This is a genomic window from Kitasatospora sp. MAA4, from assembly GCF_029893355.1.
Taxonomy (GTDB): Bacteria; Actinomycetota; Actinomycetes; order Streptomycetales; family Streptomycetaceae; genus Kitasatospora.
The window spans coordinates 72999-94892 of sequence record NZ_JARZAI010000015.1; the positions used below are offsets into that span (position 1 = coordinate 72999).

19 protein-coding genes and 3 pseudogenes are annotated in these 21894 nt (G+C 71.9%); 15 read left to right on the forward strand and 7 right to left on the reverse strand.

What is annotated here, in order from left to right; all coding sequences use genetic code 11:
• Positions 1 to 20: 20 nt before the first annotated feature.
• Both sucB and P3T37_RS20925 read left to right on the forward strand, forming a co-directional pair.
• Positions 21 to 1811, forward strand: coding sequence for a 2-oxoglutarate dehydrogenase, E2 component, dihydrolipoamide succinyltransferase (gene sucB / locus P3T37_RS20920; RefSeq protein WP_280725275.1), 1791 nt, complete (start codon positions 21 to 23; stop codon positions 1809 to 1811).
• A gap of 159 nt (positions 1812 to 1970) precedes the next feature.
• Positions 1971 to 2486: a DUF4240 domain-containing protein gene (locus P3T37_RS20925; protein ID WP_280725396.1), complete on the forward strand. Its 516-nt coding sequence runs from the start codon at positions 1971 to 1973 to the stop codon at positions 2484 to 2486.
• Positions 2487 to 2504: 18 nt separating this feature from the next.
• Here P3T37_RS20925 and P3T37_RS20930 read toward each other — a convergent pair whose 3' ends face one another.
• Positions 2505 to 3626: a DUF2510 domain-containing protein gene (locus P3T37_RS20930; RefSeq protein ID WP_280725276.1), complete on the reverse strand. Its 1122-nt coding sequence runs from the start codon at positions 3624 to 3626 to the stop codon at positions 2505 to 2507.
• Positions 3627 to 3795: 169 nt separating this feature from the next.
• Here P3T37_RS20930 and P3T37_RS20935 point away from each other — a divergent pair, with 169 nt between their 5' ends.
• The 3 genes from P3T37_RS20935 to P3T37_RS20945 all read left to right on the forward strand — a co-directional run bounded on the left by P3T37_RS20935 (position 3796) and on the right by P3T37_RS20945 (position 6629).
• A complete protein-coding gene (locus P3T37_RS20935) occupies positions 3796 to 4701 on the forward strand; it encodes a TIGR01777 family oxidoreductase (protein ID WP_280725277.1) in 906 nt (301 codons plus the stop codon).
• 280 nt (positions 4702 to 4981) lie between these two features.
• Positions 4982 to 6313 carry an NAD(P)/FAD-dependent oxidoreductase gene (locus P3T37_RS20940; protein WP_280725278.1) on the forward strand — a complete coding sequence of 444 codons (1332 nt, stop codon included), beginning with the start codon at positions 4982 to 4984 and terminating at the stop codon, positions 6311 to 6313.
• Positions 6314 to 6371: 58 nt separating this feature from the next.
• Positions 6372 to 6629, forward strand: a complete 258-nt coding sequence (locus P3T37_RS20945) for a hypothetical protein (protein ID WP_280725279.1) — start codon at positions 6372 to 6374, stop codon at positions 6627 to 6629.
• A gap of 25 nt (positions 6630 to 6654) precedes the next feature.
• Here P3T37_RS20945 and P3T37_RS20950 read toward each other — a convergent pair whose 3' ends face one another.
• Positions 6655 to 8430, reverse strand: a complete 1776-nt coding sequence (locus P3T37_RS20950; RefSeq protein ID WP_280725280.1) for a regulator — start codon at positions 8428 to 8430, stop codon at positions 6655 to 6657.
• Between the two features lie 380 nt (positions 8431 to 8810).
• On the opposite strand from P3T37_RS20950, the gene lipB reads away from it, so the two are divergent.
• From lipB to P3T37_RS20970, 4 genes are all read left to right on the forward strand, one after another.
• Positions 8811 to 9587, forward strand: coding sequence for a lipoyl(octanoyl) transferase LipB (gene lipB / locus P3T37_RS20955; protein ID WP_280725397.1), 777 nt, complete (start codon positions 8811 to 8813; stop codon positions 9585 to 9587).
• A 104-nt stretch (positions 9588 to 9691) separates the two neighbouring features.
• On the forward strand, positions 9692 to 10645 hold the full coding sequence (locus tag P3T37_RS20960; protein ID WP_280725281.1) for a lipoyl synthase: 954 nt from the start codon (positions 9692 to 9694) through the stop codon (positions 10643 to 10645).
• Positions 10646 to 10795: 150 nt separating this feature from the next.
• Positions 10796 to 10957 (forward strand): hypothetical protein, encoded by a 162-nt coding sequence (locus tag P3T37_RS20965; RefSeq protein ID WP_280725282.1) that lies wholly within the window; start codon positions 10796 to 10798, stop codon positions 10955 to 10957.
• Positions 10958 to 11035: 78 nt separating this feature from the next.
• The gene (locus P3T37_RS20970; protein ID WP_280725283.1) at positions 11036 to 11725 is read left to right on the forward strand and encodes a DUF4191 domain-containing protein; all 690 of its coding nucleotides are present in this window, start codon (positions 11036 to 11038) and stop codon (positions 11723 to 11725) included.
• Positions 11726 to 11811: 86 nt separating this feature from the next.
• Here the strand turns inward: P3T37_RS20970 and P3T37_RS20975 are convergent, their stop codons facing one another.
• A complete protein-coding gene (locus P3T37_RS20975; protein ID WP_280725284.1) occupies positions 11812 to 12279 on the reverse strand; it encodes an RDD family protein in 468 nt (155 codons plus the stop codon).
• Between the two features lie 337 nt (positions 12280 to 12616).
• Here P3T37_RS20975 and glnA point away from each other — a divergent pair, with 337 nt between their 5' ends.
• A complete protein-coding gene (gene glnA, locus P3T37_RS20980) occupies positions 12617 to 14032 on the forward strand; it encodes a type I glutamate--ammonia ligase (protein ID WP_280725285.1) in 1416 nt (471 codons plus the stop codon).
• A 595-nt stretch (positions 14033 to 14627) separates the two neighbouring features.
• On the opposite strand, the pseudogene P3T37_RS20985 reads toward glnA, so the two are convergent.
• Positions 14628 to 15333: pseudogene (locus P3T37_RS20985) on the reverse strand (flavoprotein); the annotation flags it as partial.
• A 49-nt stretch (positions 15334 to 15382) separates the two neighbouring features.
• Between P3T37_RS20985 and P3T37_RS20990 the strand changes: the two are divergent.
• A pseudogene (locus P3T37_RS20990) lies at positions 15383 to 15579 on the forward strand (YnfA family protein); the annotation flags it as partial.
• Between the two features lie 58 nt (positions 15580 to 15637).
• Here the strand turns inward: P3T37_RS20990 and P3T37_RS20995 are convergent.
• The 3 genes and pseudogenes from P3T37_RS20995 to P3T37_RS21005 form a co-directional block, all read right to left on the reverse strand.
• Positions 15638 to 15826 carry a hypothetical protein gene (locus tag P3T37_RS20995; RefSeq protein ID WP_280725286.1) on the reverse strand — a complete coding sequence of 63 codons (189 nt, stop codon included), beginning with the start codon at positions 15824 to 15826 and terminating at the stop codon, positions 15638 to 15640.
• A gap of 457 nt (positions 15827 to 16283) precedes the next feature.
• Positions 16284 to 16660, reverse strand: a pseudogene (locus P3T37_RS21000) (pyridine nucleotide-disulfide oxidoreductase); the annotation flags it as partial.
• 531 nt (positions 16661 to 17191) lie between these two features.
• A complete protein-coding gene (locus P3T37_RS21005) occupies positions 17192 to 18679 on the reverse strand; it encodes a restriction endonuclease (RefSeq protein ID WP_280725287.1) in 1488 nt (495 codons plus the stop codon).
• Between the two features lie 218 nt (positions 18680 to 18897).
• Between P3T37_RS21005 and P3T37_RS21010 the strand changes: the two genes are divergently transcribed.
• The 4 genes from P3T37_RS21010 (at position 18898) to P3T37_RS21025 (ending at position 21312) form a co-directional block, all read left to right on the forward strand.
• Complete coding sequence (locus P3T37_RS21010) at positions 18898 to 20274, forward strand: ATP-binding protein (RefSeq protein ID WP_280725288.1); 1377 nt, start codon at positions 18898 to 18900, stop codon at positions 20272 to 20274.
• A 5-nt stretch (positions 20275 to 20279) separates the two neighbouring features.
• Complete coding sequence (locus tag P3T37_RS21015) at positions 20280 to 20912, forward strand: TOPRIM nucleotidyl transferase/hydrolase domain-containing protein (protein ID WP_348533267.1); 633 nt, start codon at positions 20280 to 20282, stop codon at positions 20910 to 20912.
• A gap of 65 nt (positions 20913 to 20977) precedes the next feature.
• Positions 20978 to 21091 carry a hypothetical protein gene (locus P3T37_RS21020; RefSeq protein ID WP_280725398.1) on the forward strand — a complete coding sequence of 38 codons (114 nt, stop codon included), beginning with the start codon at positions 20978 to 20980 and terminating at the stop codon, positions 21089 to 21091.
• The gene (locus P3T37_RS21025) at positions 21088 to 21312 is read left to right on the forward strand and encodes a hypothetical protein (protein WP_280725399.1); all 225 of its coding nucleotides are present in this window, start codon (positions 21088 to 21090) and stop codon (positions 21310 to 21312) included. Before P3T37_RS21020 ends, P3T37_RS21025 begins: the two co-directional genes overlap by 4 nt.
• Positions 21313 to 21894 lie beyond the last annotated feature (582 nt).

Consider the following 21894-nt stretch of genomic DNA (forward strand, 5'->3'; position numbering starts at 1 on the left):
TGATAGGAGTCGCTGAAACCATGGCGGTCTCAGTAACGCTGCCCGCACTGGGCGAGAGCGTGTCCGAGGGCACTGTCACCCGTTGGCTCAAGGCCGAGGGTGAGCGAGTGGAGGCCGACGAGCCGCTGCTTGAGGTCTCGACGGACAAGGTCGACACCGAAATCCCCGCGCCGGTCTCCGGCATCCTCGCCTCGATCAAGGTCGCCGAGGACGAGACCGTCGAGGTCGGCGCCGAGCTGGCCATCATCGACGACGGCTCGGGCGCCCCGGTGGCCGCTGCCGCCCCGGCCGCCGCCGCTGCGCCGGCTCCGGTCGTCGAGGCTCCGGCCGCTCCGGTGGCCCCGGCTGCTCCGGCCCCCGTCGTCGAGGCTCCGGCCGCCCCGGTGGCCGCTGCCGCCCCGGCTGCCGACGCCACCCCGATCCTGCTGCCGGCGCTCGGCGAGTCGGTGTCCGAGGGCACCGTCACCCGCTGGCTCAAGGCCGAGGGCGAGACCGTCGCGGTCGACGAGCCGCTGCTCGAGGTCTCGACGGACAAGGTCGACACCGAGATCCCGTCGCCGGTCGCCGGTGTGCTGGTGAAGATCCTGGTCGGCGAGGACGAGACGGCCGAGGTCGGCGCGCAGCTCGCGCTGATCGGCGTGGCGGGTGCGGTCGCGGCCGCTCCGGCTGCTCCGGCCCCCGTGGCCGCGCCGGCTCCGGTGGCGGCTCCCGCCCCGGTCGCCGCCGCTCCGGCTCCCGTGGCCGCTCCGGCTCCGGTTGCCCCGGCCCCCGCGCCGGTCGCGCCCGCCGCCCCGGTGGCTCCGGCCGCCCCGGCCGCTCCGGCTCCGGTCGCCGCTGCCCCGGCGCCCGTCGCCGCCGCGCCGGTCGCCGACGCCGGTGACGCCTACGTCACCCCGCTGGTCCGCAAGCTCGCGGCCGAGCAGGGTGTCGCGCTCGGCTCGCTCGCCGGCACCGGTGTCGGTGGCCGGATCCGCAAGCAGGACGTCATCGCCGCCGCCGAGGCCGCTGCCGCCGCTCGCGCCGCCGCTGCTGCCGTTCCGGCCGCCGCGCCGGCTGCCGCGAAGGCCGCCGCCCCGGTCGTCGCCTCGCCGCTGCGTGGCCAGACCGTGCCGATGACCCGTGTGCGCAAGGCGATCGCCAAGCACATGGTCGAGTCGCTCAAGGTGTCGGCGCAGCTGACCACCGTGGTCGAGGTCGACGTCACGCGCATCATGCAGCTGCGCGCCAAGGCGAAGAACGGCTTCCTGCAGCGCGAGGGCGTCAAGCTCTCGCCGATGCCGTTCTTCATCAAGGCCGCCACCGAGGCGCTCAAGGTCCACCCGATCGTCAACGCCCGGGTGAACGACGACGACACCATCACGTACCACGACGTCGAGAACATCGGCATCGCGGTGGACACCGAGAAGGGGCTCTTCGTCCCGGTGATCCACGGCGCCGGCGACCTCAACATCGCCGGTATCGCGAAGAAGGTCGCCGACCTGGCGGCCCGCACCCGCGACGGTGGCCTCAAGCCCGACGAGCTGGCCGGCGGCACCTTCACGGTGACCAACACCGGTTCGCGCGGCGCGCTGTTCGACACCCCGATCCTCAACCAGCCGCAGGTGGGCATGCTGGGCATCGGCGCCACCGTGCGCCGCCCGGTGGTCATCAACCACCCGGACCTGGGCGAGACGATCGCGATCCGCGACATGGTCCTGCTGGCCCTGTCGTACGACCACCGGATCGTCGACGGCGCCGACGCGGCCCGCTTCCTGGGCACCGTCAAGGCGCGCCTGGAAGAGGGCGCCTTCGAGGGCGACCTCGGCCTGTAAGGCACTTCAGGCAACATCTGCACCATCTGCACCATCGCCGAGCCCCGGTCCGTACCCGTGACGGACCGGGGCTCGGCGCTTTTCCGCTCGACGCGCGCCGCGCACGGGCGGCGCATAGGGTGTGCGTTCGGTTCGTGGACCAGGGATGCTGGAGCGGTGATGTACGAGACGGACTTCTGGCAGATCATCGATGAGACCCGCGACGCCGCCGACGGCGATCCGGACGACCAGGCCGACCTGCTGGTGGAGCGGCTCGGGCAGCTGACGCCGGATGAGGTGATCGACTTCGCCCGGCTGTTCGAGGCGCGCTTCCAGCGGGCCTACACGCGCGAGCTGTGGGGCGCGGCGTACCTGATGCTCGACGGGGCGTCGGAGGACGCCTTCGACTACTTCCGGTGCTGGCTGATCGCCCAGGGGCGGGAGGTCTTCGAGGGCGCGGTGCACCACCCGGACGACCTCGCCGAGCTGGTGTCCGACTTCGACGAGGAGGAGGACGGCGACGCCGAGGAGTTCGGCTACGCCGCCGACGAGGCGCACGAGCGGCTGACGGGCATGCCGCTGCCGGACCTGGGGACGCAGCAGCCCCGGCAGCCGGAGGGCGCGCCGTTCGACTTCGACGACGCGGCCGAGATGGCGAAACGATTCCCCAAGTTGTGGGAGCTGTACGGGGACTGAGCGCTGCTCGGTGCGGCGTCAGACGCTGTTGGCCGGCGCGGCGGCCCGGATTCCGGCGACGATCTGTTCGAGCACCGCAGGCTGCGGCGCGCTGGGGTCGTCGTCGACCGAGCCGACCAGGATGGAGAAGCCGCCGCCGGCCGAGGGCAGCGCCACCAGCAGGAGGTAGCCCTTGGCTCCGCTGGTCGGGACCACGTGCCAGCGGACCGCGTAGCCGGTCAGGCCCGCCGCGGTGATCGGGGTGGAGGCCAGTTCCTGGTGCGAGGCGAGGGTGCCGTAGAGCTGCGGCGCGTAGTTCGCCATGGTCGCCTGGGCCACCGACTGCGCGTCGGCGCCCTGGGTCGGCAGGCTGTCGATCGCGAAGCTGCCGCGGACGCAGCCGCCGGGCGTGCTGCAGTCGTACGGGGTGGTGGTCATCAGCAGCGCGCTGCTGGCGGGGCGGTCCACGGAGTTCCAGCCGGACGGCAGTGGGACGGTCCAGTCGTGCGTGGCGTCGGTGACCGAGCTGCCGTCCGGGGAGACCGGGGCCTTGCTCTGCGGGGGAAGCTGGTCCGAGGGACCCGGAGAGGGCTGGGCAGAGGGCTGCGCGGACGGCTGGGCGGGCTGCGGCGCGGCGGCGGCCGACGCGGGGGCGACGGCGGAGCTGCGGCTCGTGCTCAGCAGTGCGGCGGCGCCGACGACCGTGCCGCCGACCAGCAGCAGTGCACCCGCCAGCACGCCGACGATCACCCCGGTCTGCCGGCGCGCGGGCTGGGGCTGCGGCGGCGGGAGGTAGGGGCCGCCGTACGGCGCGGCCGCCGGGTAGGCCGGCGGGCCGAGCGGCGGGTACGGGGTGGGCGGCGGGGGCGGGAAGCCGTAGGCCGCGGGGGCGGGGACCGGGGGCGGCGGGGGGAAGCCGTAGCCCGGAGGCTCGATCGGGGCGGGCACGGCCGGGTGGCCGTACGCGGGCGAGGCGTCGGACACCACCGACCGGGGGGCCGGCGGCGCGGCCGGCCCGCTGACGTCCCAGCGCGGCGGCGCGGCGGGCGGGCGGGTCTGCGCGGTCCAGCCGCCACCGTCCCAGTAGCGTTCCTGCGCAGCGCCGCCGTCGGGGCCGCGCTGCGGGTCCGGGTACCAGCCGGGAGGAGTCGAGTTGCTCACCGCCGTACCGTATCGGTCGCGAGCGGCGGCAGACAGACCGGCCGGGTGACGGGCCGTCGGGCCTCCGGTGCCCCTCGACACGGGGCAGCGCGGGTGACGGGTCGGCGACACGCCCGGGCCGAGGGGCCCAGGAGGCCGGGCGGCCGGGACCGCCTGCCAGGATGGCCGCATGCGTATCGCTGTCACCGGTTCCTCGGGCCTGATCGGCTCCGCCCTCGTCCGCTCGCTGCTGGCCGACGGCCACCAGGTGGTCCGCCTGGTCCGGCACCGCCGCGCGCTCGGTCCGCAGCCCGACGGGTCGCTCGGCATCGGCTGGAGCCCCGAACTCGGCCAGCTCGACCAGGCCGCGCTGGTCGGGACGGACGCCGTGGTGCACCTGGCCGGCGCGGGCGTCGGCGACCGGCGCTGGACCGAGACCTACAAGCGGACGATCCACGACAGCCGGGTGGGCGGCACCCGCACCCTGGTCACCGCGCTGCTGGCGGCGGACAAGCCGCCGGCCGTGCTGGTCAGCGGCTCGGCCGTCGGCTACTACGGGCAGACCGGCGACCGGGTGATCGACGAGACGGCGCCGGCCGGGGACGACTTCCTGGCCCGGGTCTGCGTGGAGTGGGAGGGCGCCGCGCGGCCGGCCGCCGAGGCGGGCGTGCGGGTGGTGCACCCGCGCACCGGGCTGGTGCTCACGTCCCAGGGCGGGGCCGGCGGGCGGCTCTTCCCGCTCTTCAAGCTCGGTCTCGGCGGCCGGCTGGGCTCGGGCGAGCAGTACTGGAGCTTCATCTCGCTGGTCGACCAGGTGGCGGCACTGCGCTTCCTGATCGAGAACCAGGAGCTGAGCGGCCCGGTGAACCTGACCGCGCCGGAGCCGGTGACCAACCGCGAGCTCACGGCGGCGCTGGGCCGGGCGCTGGGGCGGCCCACGCCGTTCCCGGTGCCGGAGGCGGTGCTGCGGATCGCGCTGGGTGAGATGGCGGTGGAGGTGGTCGGGAGCCACCGGGTGGTGCCGCGCAAGCTGCTGGACGCCGGGTTCCGCTTCGCCCACCCGACCGTGGACGCGGCGGCCCGCGCCGCCCGCTAGGGAGCCCCAGTACGGCGCTGGCGCACGGTTGGCCCGGGGGGCGGCGCCGTGCGCCAGCAGGGCCGCAGAGGGGGCGCACGGGAGCACTCCACGGCGCCCGACAGCGCACGGCGCGCCGCCGTTCCCGACGGGCGTGCCACCGCATGGCGAAGACCGTCCAGATCCGACCGAATGCCCTTGCCTGAACAAGGCTTTGACGGGGCATCACCTGTTCGGACCGTCCCGGCACCCCGCAGCCGTCAGCCGGCCGGAGCTCCGGGACCAGGGAGGGAGCTCGCCCGTGACCGCATATGACATCACCCGCCGCAGCCGCCCCGCCGACCCCGACGTGGTCGTGGTCGGCGCCGGCCTGGCGGGCCTCGCCGCCGCCGGAGCGCTGATCAGCGCCGGACTCGACGTCCAGGTGCTGGAGGCGACCGAGCGGATCGGCGGCCGCATGGCCGACCACCAGCTGGACGGCTACCGGCTGGACCACGGCGGTCAGCTGCTCAACACCGACTTTCCCGAGCTGATCCGCCGGCTCGACCTCGACGAGCTCGAACTCTGCACGCTGGCCCCCGGGGTCCAGGTGCACAGCGCGGGCCGCCGCTACCGGACCGTCGGGCCGCAGCCGCCCGCACCCCGCCAGACCGCTGCCCGCGCACCGCTCGGCGGCTCGCTGGACAAGGCCCGGCTCGGCTCGGCGCTCAACCGGCTCGCCGCCACCCCGGTGCCCCGGCTGATGGCCCGTCCGGAGACCACCACCGCCCGGGCGCTGACCGAACGGGGGCTCTCCCCGCGGATGGTGGACGGCTTCCTGCGCCCGCTGCTGACCGCACTGCTCAGCGACCCGGCGCTGAGCACCAGCAGCCGGGTGGCCGACCTGGTGCTGCGCGGCTACGCCCGCGGGCCGCTCTGCCTGCCCGCCGCAGGGACGGCCGCCGTGCCGGGGCGGCTGGCCGAGGCGCTGCCGCCCGGCACGGTACGGCTGGGCGTGCGGGTGACCTCGGTCGGCGCGGGCGGCGTGCTGACCGAGGAGCACGGCTGGATCGGTGCGCGCGCCGTCCTGCTGGCCACCGACGCCCGTTCGGCCGCCGAACTGCTGCCCGGGCTGCGGCTGCCGGAGTTCCACCCGGTGACCACCTACTACCACTCGACCGCCGGCTCGCCGCTGGCGGAGGCGGTGCTGCTGCTGGACGCCGAGCGGCCCAGCGGCGCGGCCCCGGTGTCGCACTCGCTGGTGCTCAGTGAGGTGCACCCGTCCTACGCCCCGGCCGGGCGCTCGCTGGTGGCCACCACCGTGCTCGGGCGGCGCAGCTTCGACGCGGGCGGACCGGCCGGGCTCGAACCGGCGGTCCGGGCCCGGCTGGTGGAGCTGTACGGGGTGTCGGCGCGCGAGTGGGAGTTCCTGAGCGTGCGCCACCTCCCGGACGCCGTCCCGGCCATGCCGCCCCCGCACAACTTCCGCCGGCCGGTGCGGGTGCTGGCCGGCCTGTACGTCTGCGGCGACCACCGGGACACCAGCAGCGCCCAGGGGGCGCTGCTCTCGGGGCGGCGGGCGGCGCTGGCCGCGCTGCGCGACCTCGGGGCGGCCGGCGACTCCGGGGCACGGGAGGCCCGCGAGGCGGCCTGAGCCCCGGCGGCGCGGCGGCCCGCTGCGGCGGGCGGGCGCGGCCTGGCTGGTCGCGCTGGTGGTCGCGCTGGGTGCCGGGGCACTGGTCAACCGGTCGGCGCTGACCGGCGCCTTCGCCGGGCTGGCGCTGACCACCACCGCGCTCGCGGTGGCGTACGCGCGCCGCCCCGGCCAGCAGTTGGCCGCCTCCACGGCGGCCGCGCTGGTCGGGGCGGGGATGCTCTCGGTGCTCGTCCTCCCGCTGCTCGCCCAGCACCTGCGCGGCGAGAGCGAGCTGCCGGTCGGGGTGGCCCGGCCGCAGGCGGAGAGCTGGTGACGGGCCGCCTGCGGCACGGGTACTGCTAGATCACCCCGGCTTGACGGGCGGCCTCCTCGAAGGCGCGGGCCACCGGGCTGCCGCGGTACGGCGCCAGCCGGCGGTGGAAGTCGCGCAGGTACTCGACCGTCCGGGCCGAGCGCATCTCCCCCGCCGCGCGCAGCGCCTCGGTGGCCATCGCGCAGGACTCCTCCAGGTCGCCCATACCGAGACGGGCGGCGGCCAGCACCATCCGGCAGAAGACCCGGTTGCGCGCGTACACCGCCGAGCGCAGCCGCAGCGACTTCTCGGCATGCTGCGCGGCCGGCCGCCACTGCTGCAGGTCGCGATAGCAGTGGGCGAACTCGTCGGCCAGCTGGGCCTCGTCGAAGTACCGTGCCCAGGAGGGGAGTTCGTCGCCGCCGCGGGCGACCGCGAGGGCCCGCTCGGAGCGCACCAGCGCGGTGGTGCAGGAGCGGACGTCGCCCAGTATCCCGTGCCCGCGGGCCTCGGCGGCGTGCATCAGCGCCTGCACCGCGGCCGGCGCCGCCGTCCCCACGCCCTGCTGGGCGACCCGGGCCAGCTGCACCGCCTCGCGGCCGTGCCCCAGGTGCACGGCCTGCTGGCTCATGGTGATCAGCACGTACCCGCCGAGCACTCGGTCCCCGGCCGCCTGGGAGAGCCGCAGCGCCTGTACGAAGTAGCGCTGGGCCAGCCCGTGGGCGGCGATGTCGAAGGACGTCCAGCCGGCCAGCCTGGTCAGGTCGGCGACGGCGGCGAACAGCGCCCGGCCGATCTGCTCGCCGTAGCGGCCGCGCAGCATCGGCTCGGCCTCGCTCTCCAGGTAGCGCACCAGCGCCTGCCGGGCGTGCCCGCCGCCGTAGGCGTGGTCCAGGGCTCGGAACAGGTCTCCGACCGCCCGGACGGCCGCGATGTCGCCGCGGCCGACCCGCAGGCCCGGGCGCGGCGCCCGGACACCGGGGTCGGGCGGCGGGGCCGCCGCGGGCTGCGGGGACCTCAGCTCGGAGACCAGCGGGCGCCGGCTCTGCGAGGGGACCCGTCCGGTGCTGACCGACCGGGCGGCGGGCACGCCGCCCGGCCGCTGCGGCGGATGGTCCGGGTGGTGGTCGGCCTGGTCCGGCGTGACGCCCGGCCCCGCCGGGTAACCGCCGGCCGAACCGTCCCGGGCGACCTGCTCGTCGCTGCGACCGATCAGCCAGTCCCGGCTGGGGACCACCAGGCCGGCCGGGGTGAAGGCGATCCGGCGCAGCTCGGACTGCGGCCCGGTGTCCTTGCGCCACATGCTGGCGACGATGTCCACGGCCTCCTGCGGGGTCTGCGCGAACTCCAGGCCCGCGTAGACCGGCGCGCAGGCGTCCAGGCCGATGTCCTGGGCCGAGAGGCGCCGGCCCAGCCGCCGGGTGAAGACCTCGGCGATCAGCGCCGGAGTGGCCCCGCGCGGCTGCTGGCCGCGCAGCCAGCGGGTCACCGAGGTCTTGTCGTAGCGCAGGTCGAGCCCGTGTTCCAGGCCCAGCTGGTCCACCCGGCGGGCCAGGCCGGCATGGGAGAAGCCGGCCTCCTCGATCAGCGCGGCGAGCGCCGGGTTCTGGGCTCGCTCGACGTTCTGGGCGCGCTCGACGTTCTGGGCGCGCTCGACGTTCTGGGCGCGCTCGACGGGCGTCCGGCCGCCGGCGGCTTCGTCCGCACGTTCGTCGTCCGGCGGGGCGGACAGGGAGGCATCCGGCAGGGACCGCGCGGTCCGCCGTTCGTGCGGGTCGAGCGGACCGTAGGCCGGGCTGTCGGTCGCAGGCCGTTGGGACATGTCAGTCAACACCTCTCGGACGGCGCACCGGGAAGTCCAATCCCCCGCTGCCCGGCGCGGCGCCCCCTGTCGGGAATCGGCGTGAATGTAGCGAGCATTCGGGCGCTATGGGTGGATCTGGGCGGGCAATCCTCCGAACGGGTGAAGCAGGGGCGCCCGTTGTGGGGAAGGTGGCCCACTTGGGGTTTGGGTCTGCTCGCGTTTCGCGCCTCGGAGACCTCATGGCGTGCACGCCCATGTCGGGGCGGCTGATGGTGGTGGTTCACCACATGGGCTCCAGCTGCTCTCGGGTAGCCGAGCGACCGGGCGTACGCTAGCCAGGTTGGTCTCGAACGCCTGGGCAAGGAGCAGTGGTGAGCGAGAACGTGCGGTTCATACGCATGGGCATCGGCGAAGGCGCGGTGCCGTACCAGGTCGCCTGGGAGGAGCAGCAGCGGCTGCACGCCCTGCGGCGGGCCGACGAGATCCCGGACACCGTGCTGCTGCTGGAGCACCAGCCGGTCTACACGGCCGGTCGGCGCACCAAGCCCGAGGACCTGCCGCTGGACGGCACCCCCGTGGTGGAGGTCAACCGCGGCGGCGAGGGCACCTGGCACGGTCCCGGCCAGCTGATCGGCTACCCGATCGTCAAGCTGCCGGAGCCGATGGACGTGGTCGCGTACGTGCGCCGCCTGGAGGAGGCGCTGATCCGCGCCTGCACCGAGTTCGCCGTGGCGTCCAGCCGGGTCGAGGGCCGCAGCGGCGTCTGGGTGCTGGGCGAGGAGCTGCCGGACGCCCGGGTGGACCCGTCCCAGGTGGTCGACATCGGCCGCCTCACGCTGCGGATGGGCCTGCCGCTGGGCATCGATCCGCGGCTGGCCGGCCCCGAGTACGCGCCGTCCAACGCCGGCCAGCGCGGCGACGACCGCAAGCTCGCGGCGATCGGGGTGCGGGTCGCGCGCGGCGTGACGATGCACGGCTTCGCGCTCAACTGCAACCCGGACATGACCTGGTTCGACCGGATCATCCCGTGCGGGATCCGGGACGCCGGCGTCGGCTCGCTCTCCACCGAACTGGGCCGGGACGTCCCCGTGGGAGAGGCACTGCCGGTGGTCGAGCGCTACCTGGCCGAGGTCTTCGCCGAACTGCCGGAACCCGCACTGGTCGGGAATCCCTGACCCGCTTCGACTGTTGCCCTGCGAATGCGGGGCTCAGGCTCGGCCAAGACCGTACAAGCACAGGCGTACCCTGGGGGTACCCCGTCTAGTTCTAGGAGTCGCACGTGTCCGCTGTCGCCCCCGACGGCAGGAAGCTTCTCCGCCTGGAGGTCCGCAACAGCGAGACCCCCATCGAGCGGAAGCCGGAGTGGATCAAGACCCGGGCGAAGATGGGCCCGGAGTACAACGCCCTCCAGTCGCTGGTCAAGAAGGAAGGCCTGCACACGGTCTGCCAGGAGGCCGGCTGCCCCAACATCTTCGAGTGCTGGGAAGACCGCGAGGCGACCTTCCTGATCGGCGGCGACCAGTGCACCCGCCGCTGTGACTTCTGCCAGATCGACACCGGCAAGCCGGCCGACTTCGACCGCGACGAGCCGCGCCGGGTCGCCGAGTCCATCGTCACGATGGACCTGAACTACGCCACCATCACCGGCGTGGCCCGCGACGACCTGCCGGACGGCGGTGCCTGGCTGTACGCCGAGACGGTCCGCCAGGTGCACGCGCTGACGGCCGGCCGCAGCGGCGGCCAGACCGGCGTCGAGCTGCTGATCCCGGACTTCAACGCGGTGCCCGAGCAGCTCGCCGAGGTCTTCTCGTCCCGCCCGCAGGTGCTGGCGCACAACGTCGAGACGGTGCCGCGGATCTTCAAGCGGATCCGTCCGGCCTTCCGCTACGAGCGTTCGCTGGACGTCATCACGCAGGCCCGGGCGGCCGGCCTGGTGACCAAGTCCAACCTGATCCTGGGCATGGGCGAGACCCGCGAGGAGGTCAGCCAGGCGCTGGCCGACCTGGTGGGCGCCGGCTGCGAGCTGATCACCATCACGCAGTACCTGCGGCCCTCCGTGCGCCACCACCCCGTCGAGCGCTGGGTGAAGCCGCACGAGTTCGTGGAGCTTCAGGAGGAGGCCGAGGAGCTCGGCTTCGCCGGTGTGATGTCCGGGCCGCTGGTCCGTTCGTCGTACCGCGCGGGCCGGCTGTACCGGCAGGCGCTGGAGCACCGCGAGCGCACCGCCGTCTGACGTCATTCGGACGCATCAGGGCCCGGCTGCCGAGTGGCGGCCGGGCCCTGATGCTTTCATCTTTTCATCCGCGTTTGACCGCTTGGTCACTGTCCGGAAACACCGGCGGCGGAGACTGGGCCCGAGCCCAGCGAGAGGAGATGCCCGGCAATGGGAACCACCACCATCGGCACGGCGATCAGGCTGGCGGAGAGCGTGCTGCTGGCCGGCGGCCGCAAGCAGGCCCGGCTCAACGCCTGGACCTCCGTCTGCGAGAACCGCCGGTACGCGGCGGACCGCGAGGCGGCCAGGACCGCGTCGATTGCGAAGTAAGACCATCTGGATCACAGTTCCCGTCCAATCGGGACCGGGCTTCGTGATCCGATCACCCCGCCACGTACCATGACGTTCATGGCGAGGGAAACAACCGAGAATCCCGGGCGGCTCAAGCAGATCCGCCAGGCGTACAGCATGACCAGGAAGGTCGACACCAAGATCGGCCTGATTATCGGGGGCGTTGGCCTCCTCACCTTCGGCGTGTTCCTCGCCATCGGTTTCCTGATCGGTCATCCCATCTACCTGGGCATCCTGGGCTTCATCGTGGCGTTCCTGGCCATGGCGATCGTCTTCGGACGGCGGGCCGAGCGCGCGGCCTTCGGGCAGATGGAGGGACAGCCGGGCGCTGCGGCGGCCGTGCTGAACAACATCAAGCGCGGCTGGAGCAGCAACCCCACCCCGGTCGCGGTCACCCGCAACCAGGACGCGATCTACCGCGCGGTCGGCCGGGCCGGCATCGCGCTGATCGGTGAGGGCAACCCGAACCGGGTGCGCCCGCTGCTCGCCGCCGAGAAGAAGAAGATGGCCCGCGTGGTCGGCGACGTGCCGGTGCACGACATCGTGGTGGGTGACGGTCCGGGTGAGGTGCCGCTGAAGAAGCTGCAGATCCACCTGATGCGCCTGCCGCGCGCGATCACCCCCGCCCAGGTCACCGAGACCAACGACCGGCTGCGGGCGCTGGGCGACCTGCTCTCCAAGGCGCCGATCCCCAAGGGCCCGATGCCCAAGGGTGCCAGGATGCCCAAGGGCGGCCAGGGCCGCTGAGCCCCAGCACCTCCGAACATCCCAAGGCCCCGCCGCGGATCTCCGCGGCGGGGCCTCTCGTTGTGCTTCCGACGCGGGGCCGGCAATCAGATTCGGACCTCGACGGTGCCGACGGCCTTGTCGTGCAGGCCGCGCGAGTCGCGGTCCCAGACCAGCGCGGGCACCAGCATGCAGAGCAGGAAGGTACGCAGCAGCACCTGCGGGATCGAGGCCCGGGTGCCGCCCAGCCGCACCACGCGCAGACCGAAGAGGCGCTTGCCGATGGTCGTTCCGGTGGTCGCGAGCAGGAGCGCGGTGACCGTGAAGAAGAGCGGGGTGGTCCACAGGTTCGCCCGGGACTGCTCACCGTGCGCGAGCCAGCCGTACGCGACCAGGCTGCACAGCCACCCGTCGACGAAGAGCGCGCCGATCCGCCGTCCCGCACCGGCCATCGAGCCGGTGCCCTCCCGCGGGAGGCCCAGCCGCTCGCCCCGGTAGCCGAAGTCGGCGCCCATCCGCTCGGCGGCGGCCTTCGGCCCGTCGATCCACGATCCCAAAGCTTCTCTGCTGTCCACGAATCCACACTATCCGGGCAGCGCGTGCCGACCGGCATCGACTCCCCAGCTGCTCCCCGCCGACTCCCCAGCGACTCCCCCTGCGGGTGAATCCGCCGCTCCGGCTCTTTCCGGGTGGTCCAGACCACTTCGGAACCCCGGCCTGGGCCGGGATGCGATTTGCCCGTAGCCGTGCGGCTTTGCGGCCCGTTCGAGGCAGCCGGTTAACATGGGCGAAACGATAGGGTCACGACCAGGAAACGGCTGGTTCCTATCGTGAGCCGCACCACGGCCGGTTGGGACGACTGGTCCGTGAACGTCTGAACCCGGCTCTCAGCAGCCGGGCTGAGGAGGATTGATGTTCAAGAACGCCGCCGAGGTCAAGGCGTACATCGCGGAGAACGACATCAAGTTCGTCGATGTGCGGTTCTGTGACCTGCCCGGAGTCATGCAGCACTTCGCGGTGCCTGCGGCAACGTTCGACCCAGCCGAGACCCTGATGTTCGACGGCTCGTCGATCCGCGGCTTCCAGGCCATCCACGAGTCGGACATGGCGCTCGTCCCGGACCTGGCGACCGCTCGCCTGGACCCGTTCCGCAAGGAAAAGCACCTCAACATCAACTTCTTCATTCAGGACCCGATCACCGGCGAGGCCTACAGCCGCGACCCGCGCAACGTCGCCAAGAAGGCCGAGGCGTACCTCGCCTCCTCCGGCATCGCCGACACCGCCTTCTTCGGACCCGAGGCCGAGTTCTACGTCTTCGACGAGGCCCGCTTCGAGACCACCGCCAACGCGTCGTACTACCACATCGACTCCGAGGCCGGCGCCTGGAACTCCGGCCGGATCGAGGAGGGCGGCAACCGCGGCTACAAGGTCAAGTACAAGGGCGGCTACTTCCCGACCCCGCCGGTGGACCACTTCGCCGACCTGCGGGCCGAGATGTCGCTGGAGCTGGCCGCCTCCGGCCTCGAGGTCGAGCGCCAGCACCACGAGGTCGGCACCGCCGGCCAGGCCGAGATCAACTACAAGTACAACACCCTGCTGCACGCCGCCGACGACCTGATGCTGTTCAAGTACATCATCAAGAACGTGGCCTGGCGCAACGGCAAGACGGCCACCTTCATGCCCAAGCCGATCTTCGGCGACAACGGCTCCGGCATGCACGTGCACCAGTCGCTCTGGGCCGAGGGCGCGCCGCTCTTCTACGACGAGCAGGGCTACGCCGGCCTCTCCGACACCGCCCGCTACTACATCGGCGGCCTGCTGAAGCACGCGCCCTCGCTGCTCGCCTTCACCAACCCGTCGGTCAACTCCTACCACCGCCTGGTCCCCGGCTTCGAGGCCCCGGTCAACCTGGTCTACTCCCAGCGCAACCGCTCGGCGGCGATCCGGATCCCGATCACCGGCTCGAACGCCAAGGCCAAGCGCATCGAGTTCCGCGCCCCCGACCCGTCCTCCAACCCCTACCTCGCCTTCGCCGCGATGCTGATGGCGGGCCTGGACGGCATCAAGAACAAGATCGAGCCGCTCCAGCCGGTCGACAAGGACCTCTACGAGCTCGCCCCCGACGAGCACGCCAGCGTCCCGCAGGTCCCCGCCTCCCTCCCGGCCGTCCTGGACGCCCTGGAGGAGGACCACGAGTACCTCCTCGCCGGCGGCGTCTTCACGCCCGACCTGATCGAGACCTGGATCGACTACAAGCGCACCAACGAGATCGCCCCCATCGCCCTGCGCCCGCACCCGCACGAGTTCGAGCTCTACTACGACCTGTAGAGGCCCCTCCGACCTGCGGAAACGCTTGTTGACCTCTCACCGTTTCCGCAGGTCAGGCAAGGTCCTGACCTGCGGAAACGCGTAGCAGGGGGGCGGCTGCAGTACCTCTGGGGCTCGCGATGTGAAATGAGTGTGAAATGAGCAGGGGTAGATCGAACTCGCGATGACGCCTTCTTGCCCTTGCCAGCACTGGGCAGTACGCCGTCTAGCTACTCTCAGTAGCCATCACTCGGGCTCCCGACTTGATGGGTTCGATCTCTTACCGGCACTGCGCCCCTTTGGGCGAGGTGTCACCCGTGCTCGCCAAACAGCGGAGCCCGCTGTCATCGCCGTCATCGGGCCGCGCCGGTTCAGCGAGGCGGGTGATCGGGATTCTGGCCCGCGCGGAGGTCGGCAGCGCCGACGAGAGCCCTGCGGTGGTCGTCGGGGTGAACCGTCCAGTGGACGGGGCGATGGAGGCAGCCGCATGGGGGAATGTGTAGTGGAGCGCTTCCCAGCCGGTGGTCTGGGTCAGGCAAATGGCGGACAGCGCGGCGCGGGGCCGCGACCGGACGAGCAGTTCGGTCACGACCCCGCTGGATGGCTTCCTCGACGGTCAGCAGCCGCCTTCGGATGAGCAGGAACTGCCTGCTGAAGGAACGTCGAGGGTGATGAGCTGAGGTGCAGCGGGGGCTCCGCAGCAGCCGCCGTCCTGCTCCTGGGCGGCGGCGGGCTGGTCATAGAGGCCGACGCCGCCGCAGACGCCCGTTTCGGGAAGGGTGAGTTCGACGCGGGCCGCGGCCTCGTGGTCGCCGGCGAGGGCAGCGGCCACTGAGCGGACCTGCTCGTAGCCGGTCAGGGCGAGGAAGGTGGGGGCGCGGCCGTAGGACTTCATGCCGACGAGGTAGACCTGCTCGGGGTGGGAGAGCTCGTTCGCGCCGTGGGGGGTAGACGGTGCCGCAGGAGTGCTGGTTGGGGTCGATCAGCGGGGCCAGCTCAAGCGGGGCCTGGAGGCGGTCGTCGGGGCCGAGCCGCAGCTCGGCGAGGAAGGACAGATCGGGGCGCAGGCCGGTCAGGACGATGATCTCGTCCAGGTCCTCGGCGCGGGTGCCGTCCTCGGCGACCAGGGTGAGCTTGCCGTCGGCGGCCCGTTCGACGGCGGCGGTGCGGGAGCCGGTGAGCGCGGTGGCGTGGCCGCCTTCGACGGCGGCCTTGGCGGCGAGACCGAGGGCTCCGCGGGCGGGGAGCTGGTCGGCGGTGCCGACGCCGAAGGTGGAGCCGGTAAGGCTGCGGCGAAGCACCCACACCGTGTGGGTGCCGGCTTCCTTGTCGCGGTGACATCGCCCTTGTCAGCCGCCGGAACCGTGCTCCTACGGCTTCGTCGCCACTCTCCAGGACGACGCGAACTTCGGACGCATCCTAGCCGTCTACGGCGGTGTCTTCGTCGCTGCGTCGCTGGCCTAGGCCATGCCTTGGACGGCTACCGGCCCGATCGCGCCGACGTGATCGGCGCACTCATCTGCCTGGCCAGCGTCGCCGTGATCATGTACGCGCTGCGGACTAACTGAAGTACCTGCCCCGGCAGGGCCGGGGCTGTCCGGTCAGACTGCCGGACAGCCCCTGGCCTTACCGGCGGGTGCCTCGCACCGAGCGCACAAGTTCGGCGAACGCCCGGATGACGGCGGCGCGTTCACCCACCCCTGTGCCGTTCAGGGCGAGCGCGAGTGCGGTGACGAACGCGAGTGCCACGATGAACAGCAGCACGGCCACGATGCAGGGGGATACGGAAGCCAGCTCCGTGAGAGCGGACCACATGGGATTGGACTCCTTGACGGTGTGGGTGGAGTCATCCGCCGAAGGGGCACCCGTGCGGTGGCAGAACCCCAACGACGACAGATGACCTGTCAAGACGCAGGGCCCGAGGCTGCATCCACACCATCGCGGTGTGTTCGTTGAGATCTGCGAGAGATCGAGTAACGCCTGCTTGAGAGGGAGCATTGCGCTCCCGTTCGCACAAGGGGCCGTCCTGCCCATCGCGGGCGGGACCCGAAGGGAGCCGTTGCGGCTCCGAAAACTGTGGCCTGGCCGTTGCGGCCGGGCCTCCCTGGACTGGCTGCTCCAGGCGAGCACCCCGGGGGATCTACCCTGCGGGGCCCCGGAGTCTACCCGAGGGTGCTTCAAGTGATAGCACGTCAGCGGGAGAGCTGTCCAGAAGTGATCTGTGTGCAGCGAGAGTTCGCGAACCCGCCTGGCGCAGGCGACGCCTGGGTGGTCAGTGCAGCAGGCCGACAGTCTCGGTGACGGCGGTGCGGGCAGTGCGGCCCACCCCGATCAGGGTGGCGGAAGCGGGGCCAGTCCAGTCGCCGTAGCCGAGCAGGTGGACGCGGGGGTCCTCCAGGCTGCGGGTGCCCTCCAGCGGGATCCGGCCGACGGGGCGGCGCAGGCCGGCCGGGGCGAGGGCGGGCCGGCCGGGGCGAGGGCGGGCCGGAAGCCGGTGCACCAGATGACGGTGTCGGCCGGCCAGGTGGTGCCATCGGTCCAGGCAGGGCCGGTGGGGGTGAGGCGCTCGAACATCGGACGGGCCGTCAGCCCGGCGTCGCGAGCTGCCCAGACGGGTGGGGTGGCGACGATGTCGCCGAGCTCGGAGATGCGGGGGCCACCCCTGTGTCCACGCTCTGGTCGACACCTCAATCACCGGGTGCCATCGCTTCGACAGGCGGGGCCTGGGTAATCAGCGCGATCCGGGCGGCGAGATGGCAGCCCGCCCGCGCACAGCCGCCAGGCATGGGCGGTACCGGGCTGGTCCTGGAGGCACGCCACCAGGGGAGCGTCCGGCGCGGCCTCCGCGCCGGGCCGGCCGTCGGCCCGGCGCAGCATCTCCATCTCCGCGTCGGAGAACAGAGTCAGGTCACTGTCCAGCCGCCATGGGCACTTAAGGCACGGGGTTTGGCGGAACTCCCGTGTCTGGTCGGCGGGGACGGTCTGCTCTCCGCGCAGCGGCCCTGCGGGTTCCCGTCCGGTTCGCTGATCACACGGCTCATCGTCGTGCACCGGCTCCGCGGCCGGAAGGCTCGTTGCCGCGAGGACGTTGAAGTACTGGTGGACGCCACCGCGAACCAGGCGACGTCCACCCGCGCCGCCGGGCAGGGTGTTCGTGCCGCACTGGTCCTGGTGTGTTGCTCAAGTGAGGTCGCTCTGCTGCCAGCCTAGCGGGATCTTCGGCAGACCGATCAAGGCGTCAATACCGAGGTGGTCGAGGAGTAGGGCTTTGAGGTTGCGGCCGTCGATGAGGTCGAGCTGGTGGCGATGGGCGAAGTCGCGGCTGGTCTTGCCGTACCAGGAGGTGGTGACCAGCACACCTCTGGTGGCCTGCTTGTCCTTGAGCGTCCCCAGCAGGGCCCGGACGACCTCAGGGCTGACCACGTTCTTGGTGCGCTTGGCCTGGATGGCGAAGACGGTCACGCCCAGCGGGTCGCGCTGGATCGCGACCGCGTCCAGGCCGTCGTCGCGGGAGTTCTGGGTTCGCCAGGTCTCGTAGCCCATCGCGGTGAACAGCTCGCGCACCAGGCGCTCGAACGCGTACGGGTCCATCTGCAGCAGGTCCGGGCGGCTGTCCAGCGCGCCCACCACGGCGGTGTCCGCGGCGAGCTTGAACCGGCTGGGGTCGAACTCGACGACCGGCGGGACCGGTTCGAGGTCGTGCGGGTGCTGGGAGACCACCGCCCCGAGATTGCGCAGGCACCGCTGCGGATCCAGCCGCGGCTCGTCCAGGACGAGTTCGGCGAAGTCCGCGCGCTCCACCACCACGCTCACCACGCACGGTCGCACCGCCTGCCCCGTCGCCGGGTCGGTGGTGGCAACGTGCCCGTTCAGCAGGATCGTGTCGACCATCTGAGGGGGTGTCACCGAGAACGCCTCGTCCAGTGCCCGCAGCGCCAGGCGGGCCAGCAGCCTGCGGTAGGTCTCCTGGTGGTCCGCCTCCTTCACCAGCTGCGGGATGATCTCGGCGCGCTGCGCGACGAACCGGTAGCCGGCCACCGTCGGCACCACGTCCTGGGAGGGCAGGCCGATGTCGACAAGCAGTTGCGCGGACTCCGGGGCGTAGCCGACGACCGCGCCGTCACGGCAGCCGGGCGGAAGGGGCGAGCGGCGCAGCAGGTCCTCCACCACCTCGGCGACCCCGTTGGCGCCGTCGTGGGCGAAGGCGCGCTCCAGCAGCGGGTGCCAGTCCTCCAGGCCGTCTGGTCGCTCCCGCAGGACTGCTTCGAGTTCGGCAGCTTCGGTGGCGATCTCGCGGTTGCGGCGGTCGGCCTCATCCTTCAACTCCTGCTTCGTGGAGTCGCGTTGCTGGCGCTTCTGCTCGCGTTCGCTTCGTTCCTGCTCGTGCCGGCGCTGCTGTGCCTCGCGCTCGCGGGCGCCCTGGCGCTTGGCGAGGTCAGCCTCGATCCGGGCCGCCTCCTTGGCCTTGGCGGCGTCCTGCTTGGCGAGGAGCTTCTCCCCCGCCGCCAGCAGCCGGGCGTGCTCAGCCAGCGGATCCGGCGTCCGCGGCCGCCGCGGGCGGCGCCGAGCCGGTGCCGGCTGCGCGGGCTGGGACTGGGCGAGCTTCGCCTGCTGCTTCGCCAGAAGCGCCTCTGCCAGCAACTCAGGTACCGTCTTGCGCCGTGCCAACACCCCTCCCCCGGTTGAGCACCGACCTCGCCGAATCCTGACACGGCCAGGCCATCGCTCCGACTTCGGCAGCACTACCCGTATGCTCCCTGGCCGAATCCGCCAGTCGCCCACGGTCTCAGCCAATTCTCCAACTGCCTGTCAGGTGGCCTACTAGCATGAACCGTGGCCACGTTGGCCTCAGCTCCATCCCTCTCCTCGCACGTCACAGGAACTCGATGAAGATCAAGCGCGTACGCATCCAGAACTTCCGCAGCCTGCGGGAGGTAGAGATCGAATTCGATGCGACGACGTGCTTCATTGGCCCCACCGGCGCCGGCAAGTCCACCGTGCTGCGCGCACTCGACTGGTTCTTCAACGGCGAGAAGACGATCTCCCTGGACGACAGCGACCTCCACTCCTCGGCGGACGACCGTCGCATCGTGGTAGAGGTCGAGTTCGACCAACTCACTGTCCACGACCGCAGCGTGCTCGGCAGCTACGCCCCCGCGGACGTCGACACTGTGATCATCTGGCGCACGTGGGAGGACGGCGAGGACATCATCAGCGGCAAGGCGCTGGCCTATCCGCCGTTCGAGGCGGTCCGGGCGGGCGCCAACGCGACGGCCAAGCGTACGGCGTACAAGACGCTGCGCGAGCAGCGACCTGATCTCGGACTTCCGTCCGCCGGTTCGGAGTCCGCCGTCCTCGACGCCCTGCTGGCCTGGGAGCGTGATCACCGGGACCTGCTGGAGCGCACCGACCGGTACGACACCCACTTCTTCGGCTTCGCGGGCCAGAGCAAGCTCTCCGAGCTGATCGACTTCGTCTTCGTCTCCCCTGACCTGCGCGCCGTCGAGGAGGCCGAGGACCAGAAGAACTCCGCCCTCGGCCGCATCCTCAACCATGCCGTGGACCGGACCCAGGAGATCGAGGAGCTCAACAAGGTCGAGGCAGCCGCACACATCGAGCGCTTGCGCATCCAGAACGAGGCATACAACCCGGTCCTCTCGCGCATCTCCACCGCGCTCTCGAAGGAGCTCGCTCACTTCACCACCGGACGCGACGTCACCCTGGCCCCAGTCATCCACGCCCCCAAGGCAGCCAAGACCACCTTCACGGTCAGCATCCGGGACGGCGCGGCCCAAACACCCGTGAGCCGGCAGGGCCACGGCTTCCAGCGCGCGCTCATCATCGCCGCGCTGAAGCTCCTCGCCGACACCCGCAGGCCGGCCGGGGAGACGCGGACGGTCTGCCTGGCGATCGAGGAGCCCGAGCTTTTCCAGCACCCCTCCCAGGCCAGGGTGTTCGCCGATGTCCTGACCGATCTGGCCGACACCGAGGGCAGCCGGGTCCAGGTCACCTATGCCACCCACAGTCCGGTCTTCATCGATCAGCGGGCCTTCCACCAGGTTCGTCGCCTCCGACGAGACTTCGTCGACGGCCACCCGACCACCCGCACCAACCGAGTCACCGTGGACGACCTGTGCGAGACCCTCTCGGGCTACGTCGAGCTGGACAGCATCCGCCGCCAAGCTGGCCTCCGCTGCGCCGACACACTCGCCGAGGGATCTTCGCCCAGGCCGCCATCCTCGTCGAGGGCGCCACCGACGTAGGGCTGATCACCGGCTGCGCCCAGAACCTCAACCTCAACCTGGCCGCCCAGGGGGTGAGCGTGATCGACGTCAATGGCAAGGAGGGCATCTTCCTGTGCCACGCAATCCTCACCGCGCTCGGAGTCCCGTGCCACGTCGTGTTCGACGGTGACAACGGTGTCGCAGAGCGCAAACTCGCCTCGATCCAGGGGAAGGTCGGCGACGAGCGCGCCCGGGCCGAGAAGAAGATCCGGGAGGCTGCGGACAAGTCCGCCAGGCTGAACGGCCAACTGCTCAACTACCTCGACGCGACGACAAAGGTCCCCTGGCCGGCGTCGGTGTCTCAGCTGGCCTACACCGTCTTCGAGGACAACCTCGAGGAGTACCTCAAGGGCGCATGGCCGACGTGGACGGCGCGGCTGCAGGAACTCATCGCCACCGGCGACGGCTTCCCCGGCAAGAACGCCGCCACCTACCGGGAGGCCGCTCGGAGTACGGAGGGCAACCCGCCCGCTCTTCTGATCGCCCTCCTGGCGAACGTACAGGAGCTTCTGAGGAACAGTCAGCCTGCTGTTCAGTACTTCCTGCCGCTGCAGCCCGGACCCGAGCAGGCGGCAGTCGCGGAAGGTCCGCTCCTGAGCCAGGTCGGCGGCGCCTGACCTCGGCCTGAGACGCCGGCCACCGAGGCTGCAACGCTGCGGGCCAGCTCGGCGACGGGAGCACGATCGATCGACTCACGCCCGTGGAGACGGCGCTCGGGGCCGGCGAGGGGTCGCAGATCGCGGCTGGCAGCAACCACAGACCGGCACCGGCGACAGCCTCCACGCCTGTGGGCTGAACACCTCGGGTCAGCACGGTGACGGCACCGCGGACACCCGGAACAAGCCGGTGCCCGTGCCGGGCCTGACCGGCGTGCGCATGGTGGCCGGCGGCCATGAGCACACCATCGCCCTGCTGGGTGACAACACGGTCCGCTCCTGGGGCGCCAACAGCTCCGGCCAGATCGGCAACGGCACCACCACGGCAGCCCCACCCCGGTCACCACGTTCACCGCCCTGAACGGTGTCGACAAGATCGCCGCAGCACTGGCCGGTGACTTCAGCTACGCCAACTGATCCACCGCACGTGCCATGCGCCCGCCACCGACCCGTCCGCGGCGGGCACACATGCGTCCAGGAGACGCACCGGCGACCCGGCGGAGACTGCCGACTCCCGCCTTCAGCACACGCACAACCAAGTGGGAATCGAGAGCGAACCCGGCCGTGTCCGTAGATCCTCTCTCGCTCACCTCGATCCCTCAGCACAGCGCCGCCACCCTGCGCGAGTACGCCGACCGTCTGGACCAGGAGAGCGACACCAAACTGCGCAAGCACACCCCCGAGCAGTACGCCGCAGCACTGGCTCGGTTGCGCGAAGCCGAGCACCACCACCCTGCGGAGCCGCGCCGCGGCGGGCTCGGGCGCCGAGAAGAGCCGCCCGCGGTCGAGCTCCCGTACAACCGGGCCTCAACACGGCTCAGCAACACTGGCACCAGCCAGCACCGGGGAGGGTGCCAGACAGCGGGTCGGCCGATATCGCTCCTGGCATTTTGGGCACCGCCCCGTACGGCGCCAGGCCGAGCATGGCGCGGTCGCCAAGGTT

Excerpts from the sequence above, each read along its gene's own strand:
- P3T37_RS20950 (WP_280725280.1), bottom strand. The coding sequence starts at position 8,430 with ATGTCCCAACGGCCTGCGACCGACAGCCCGGCCTACGGTCCGCTCGAC.
- P3T37_RS20935 (WP_280725277.1), top strand. The coding sequence starts at position 3,796 with ATGCGTATCGCTGTCACCGGTTCCTCGGGCCTGATCGGCTCCGCCCTC.
- P3T37_RS21010 (WP_280725288.1), top strand. The coding sequence starts at position 18,898 with ATGAAGATCAAGCGCGTACGCATCCAGAACTTCCGCAGCCTGCGGGAG.
- P3T37_RS20995 (WP_280725286.1), bottom strand. The coding sequence starts at position 15,826 with ATGTGGTCCGCTCTCACGGAGCTGGCTTCCGTATCCCCCTGCATCGTG.
- lipB (WP_280725397.1), top strand. The coding sequence starts at position 8,811 with ATGGGCATCGGCGAAGGCGCGGTGCCGTACCAGGTCGCCTGGGAGGAG.
- P3T37_RS20965 (WP_280725282.1), top strand. The coding sequence starts at position 10,796 with ATGGGAACCACCACCATCGGCACGGCGATCAGGCTGGCGGAGAGCGTG.
- P3T37_RS20970 (WP_280725283.1), top strand. The coding sequence starts at position 11,036 with ATGGCGAGGGAAACAACCGAGAATCCCGGGCGGCTCAAGCAGATCCGC.
- sucB (WP_280725275.1), top strand. The coding sequence starts at position 21 with ATGGCGGTCTCAGTAACGCTGCCCGCACTGGGCGAGAGCGTGTCCGAG.
- P3T37_RS20925 (WP_280725396.1), top strand. The coding sequence starts at position 1,971 with ATGTACGAGACGGACTTCTGGCAGATCATCGATGAGACCCGCGACGCC.
- glnA (WP_280725285.1), top strand. The coding sequence starts at position 12,617 with ATGTTCAAGAACGCCGCCGAGGTCAAGGCGTACATCGCGGAGAACGAC.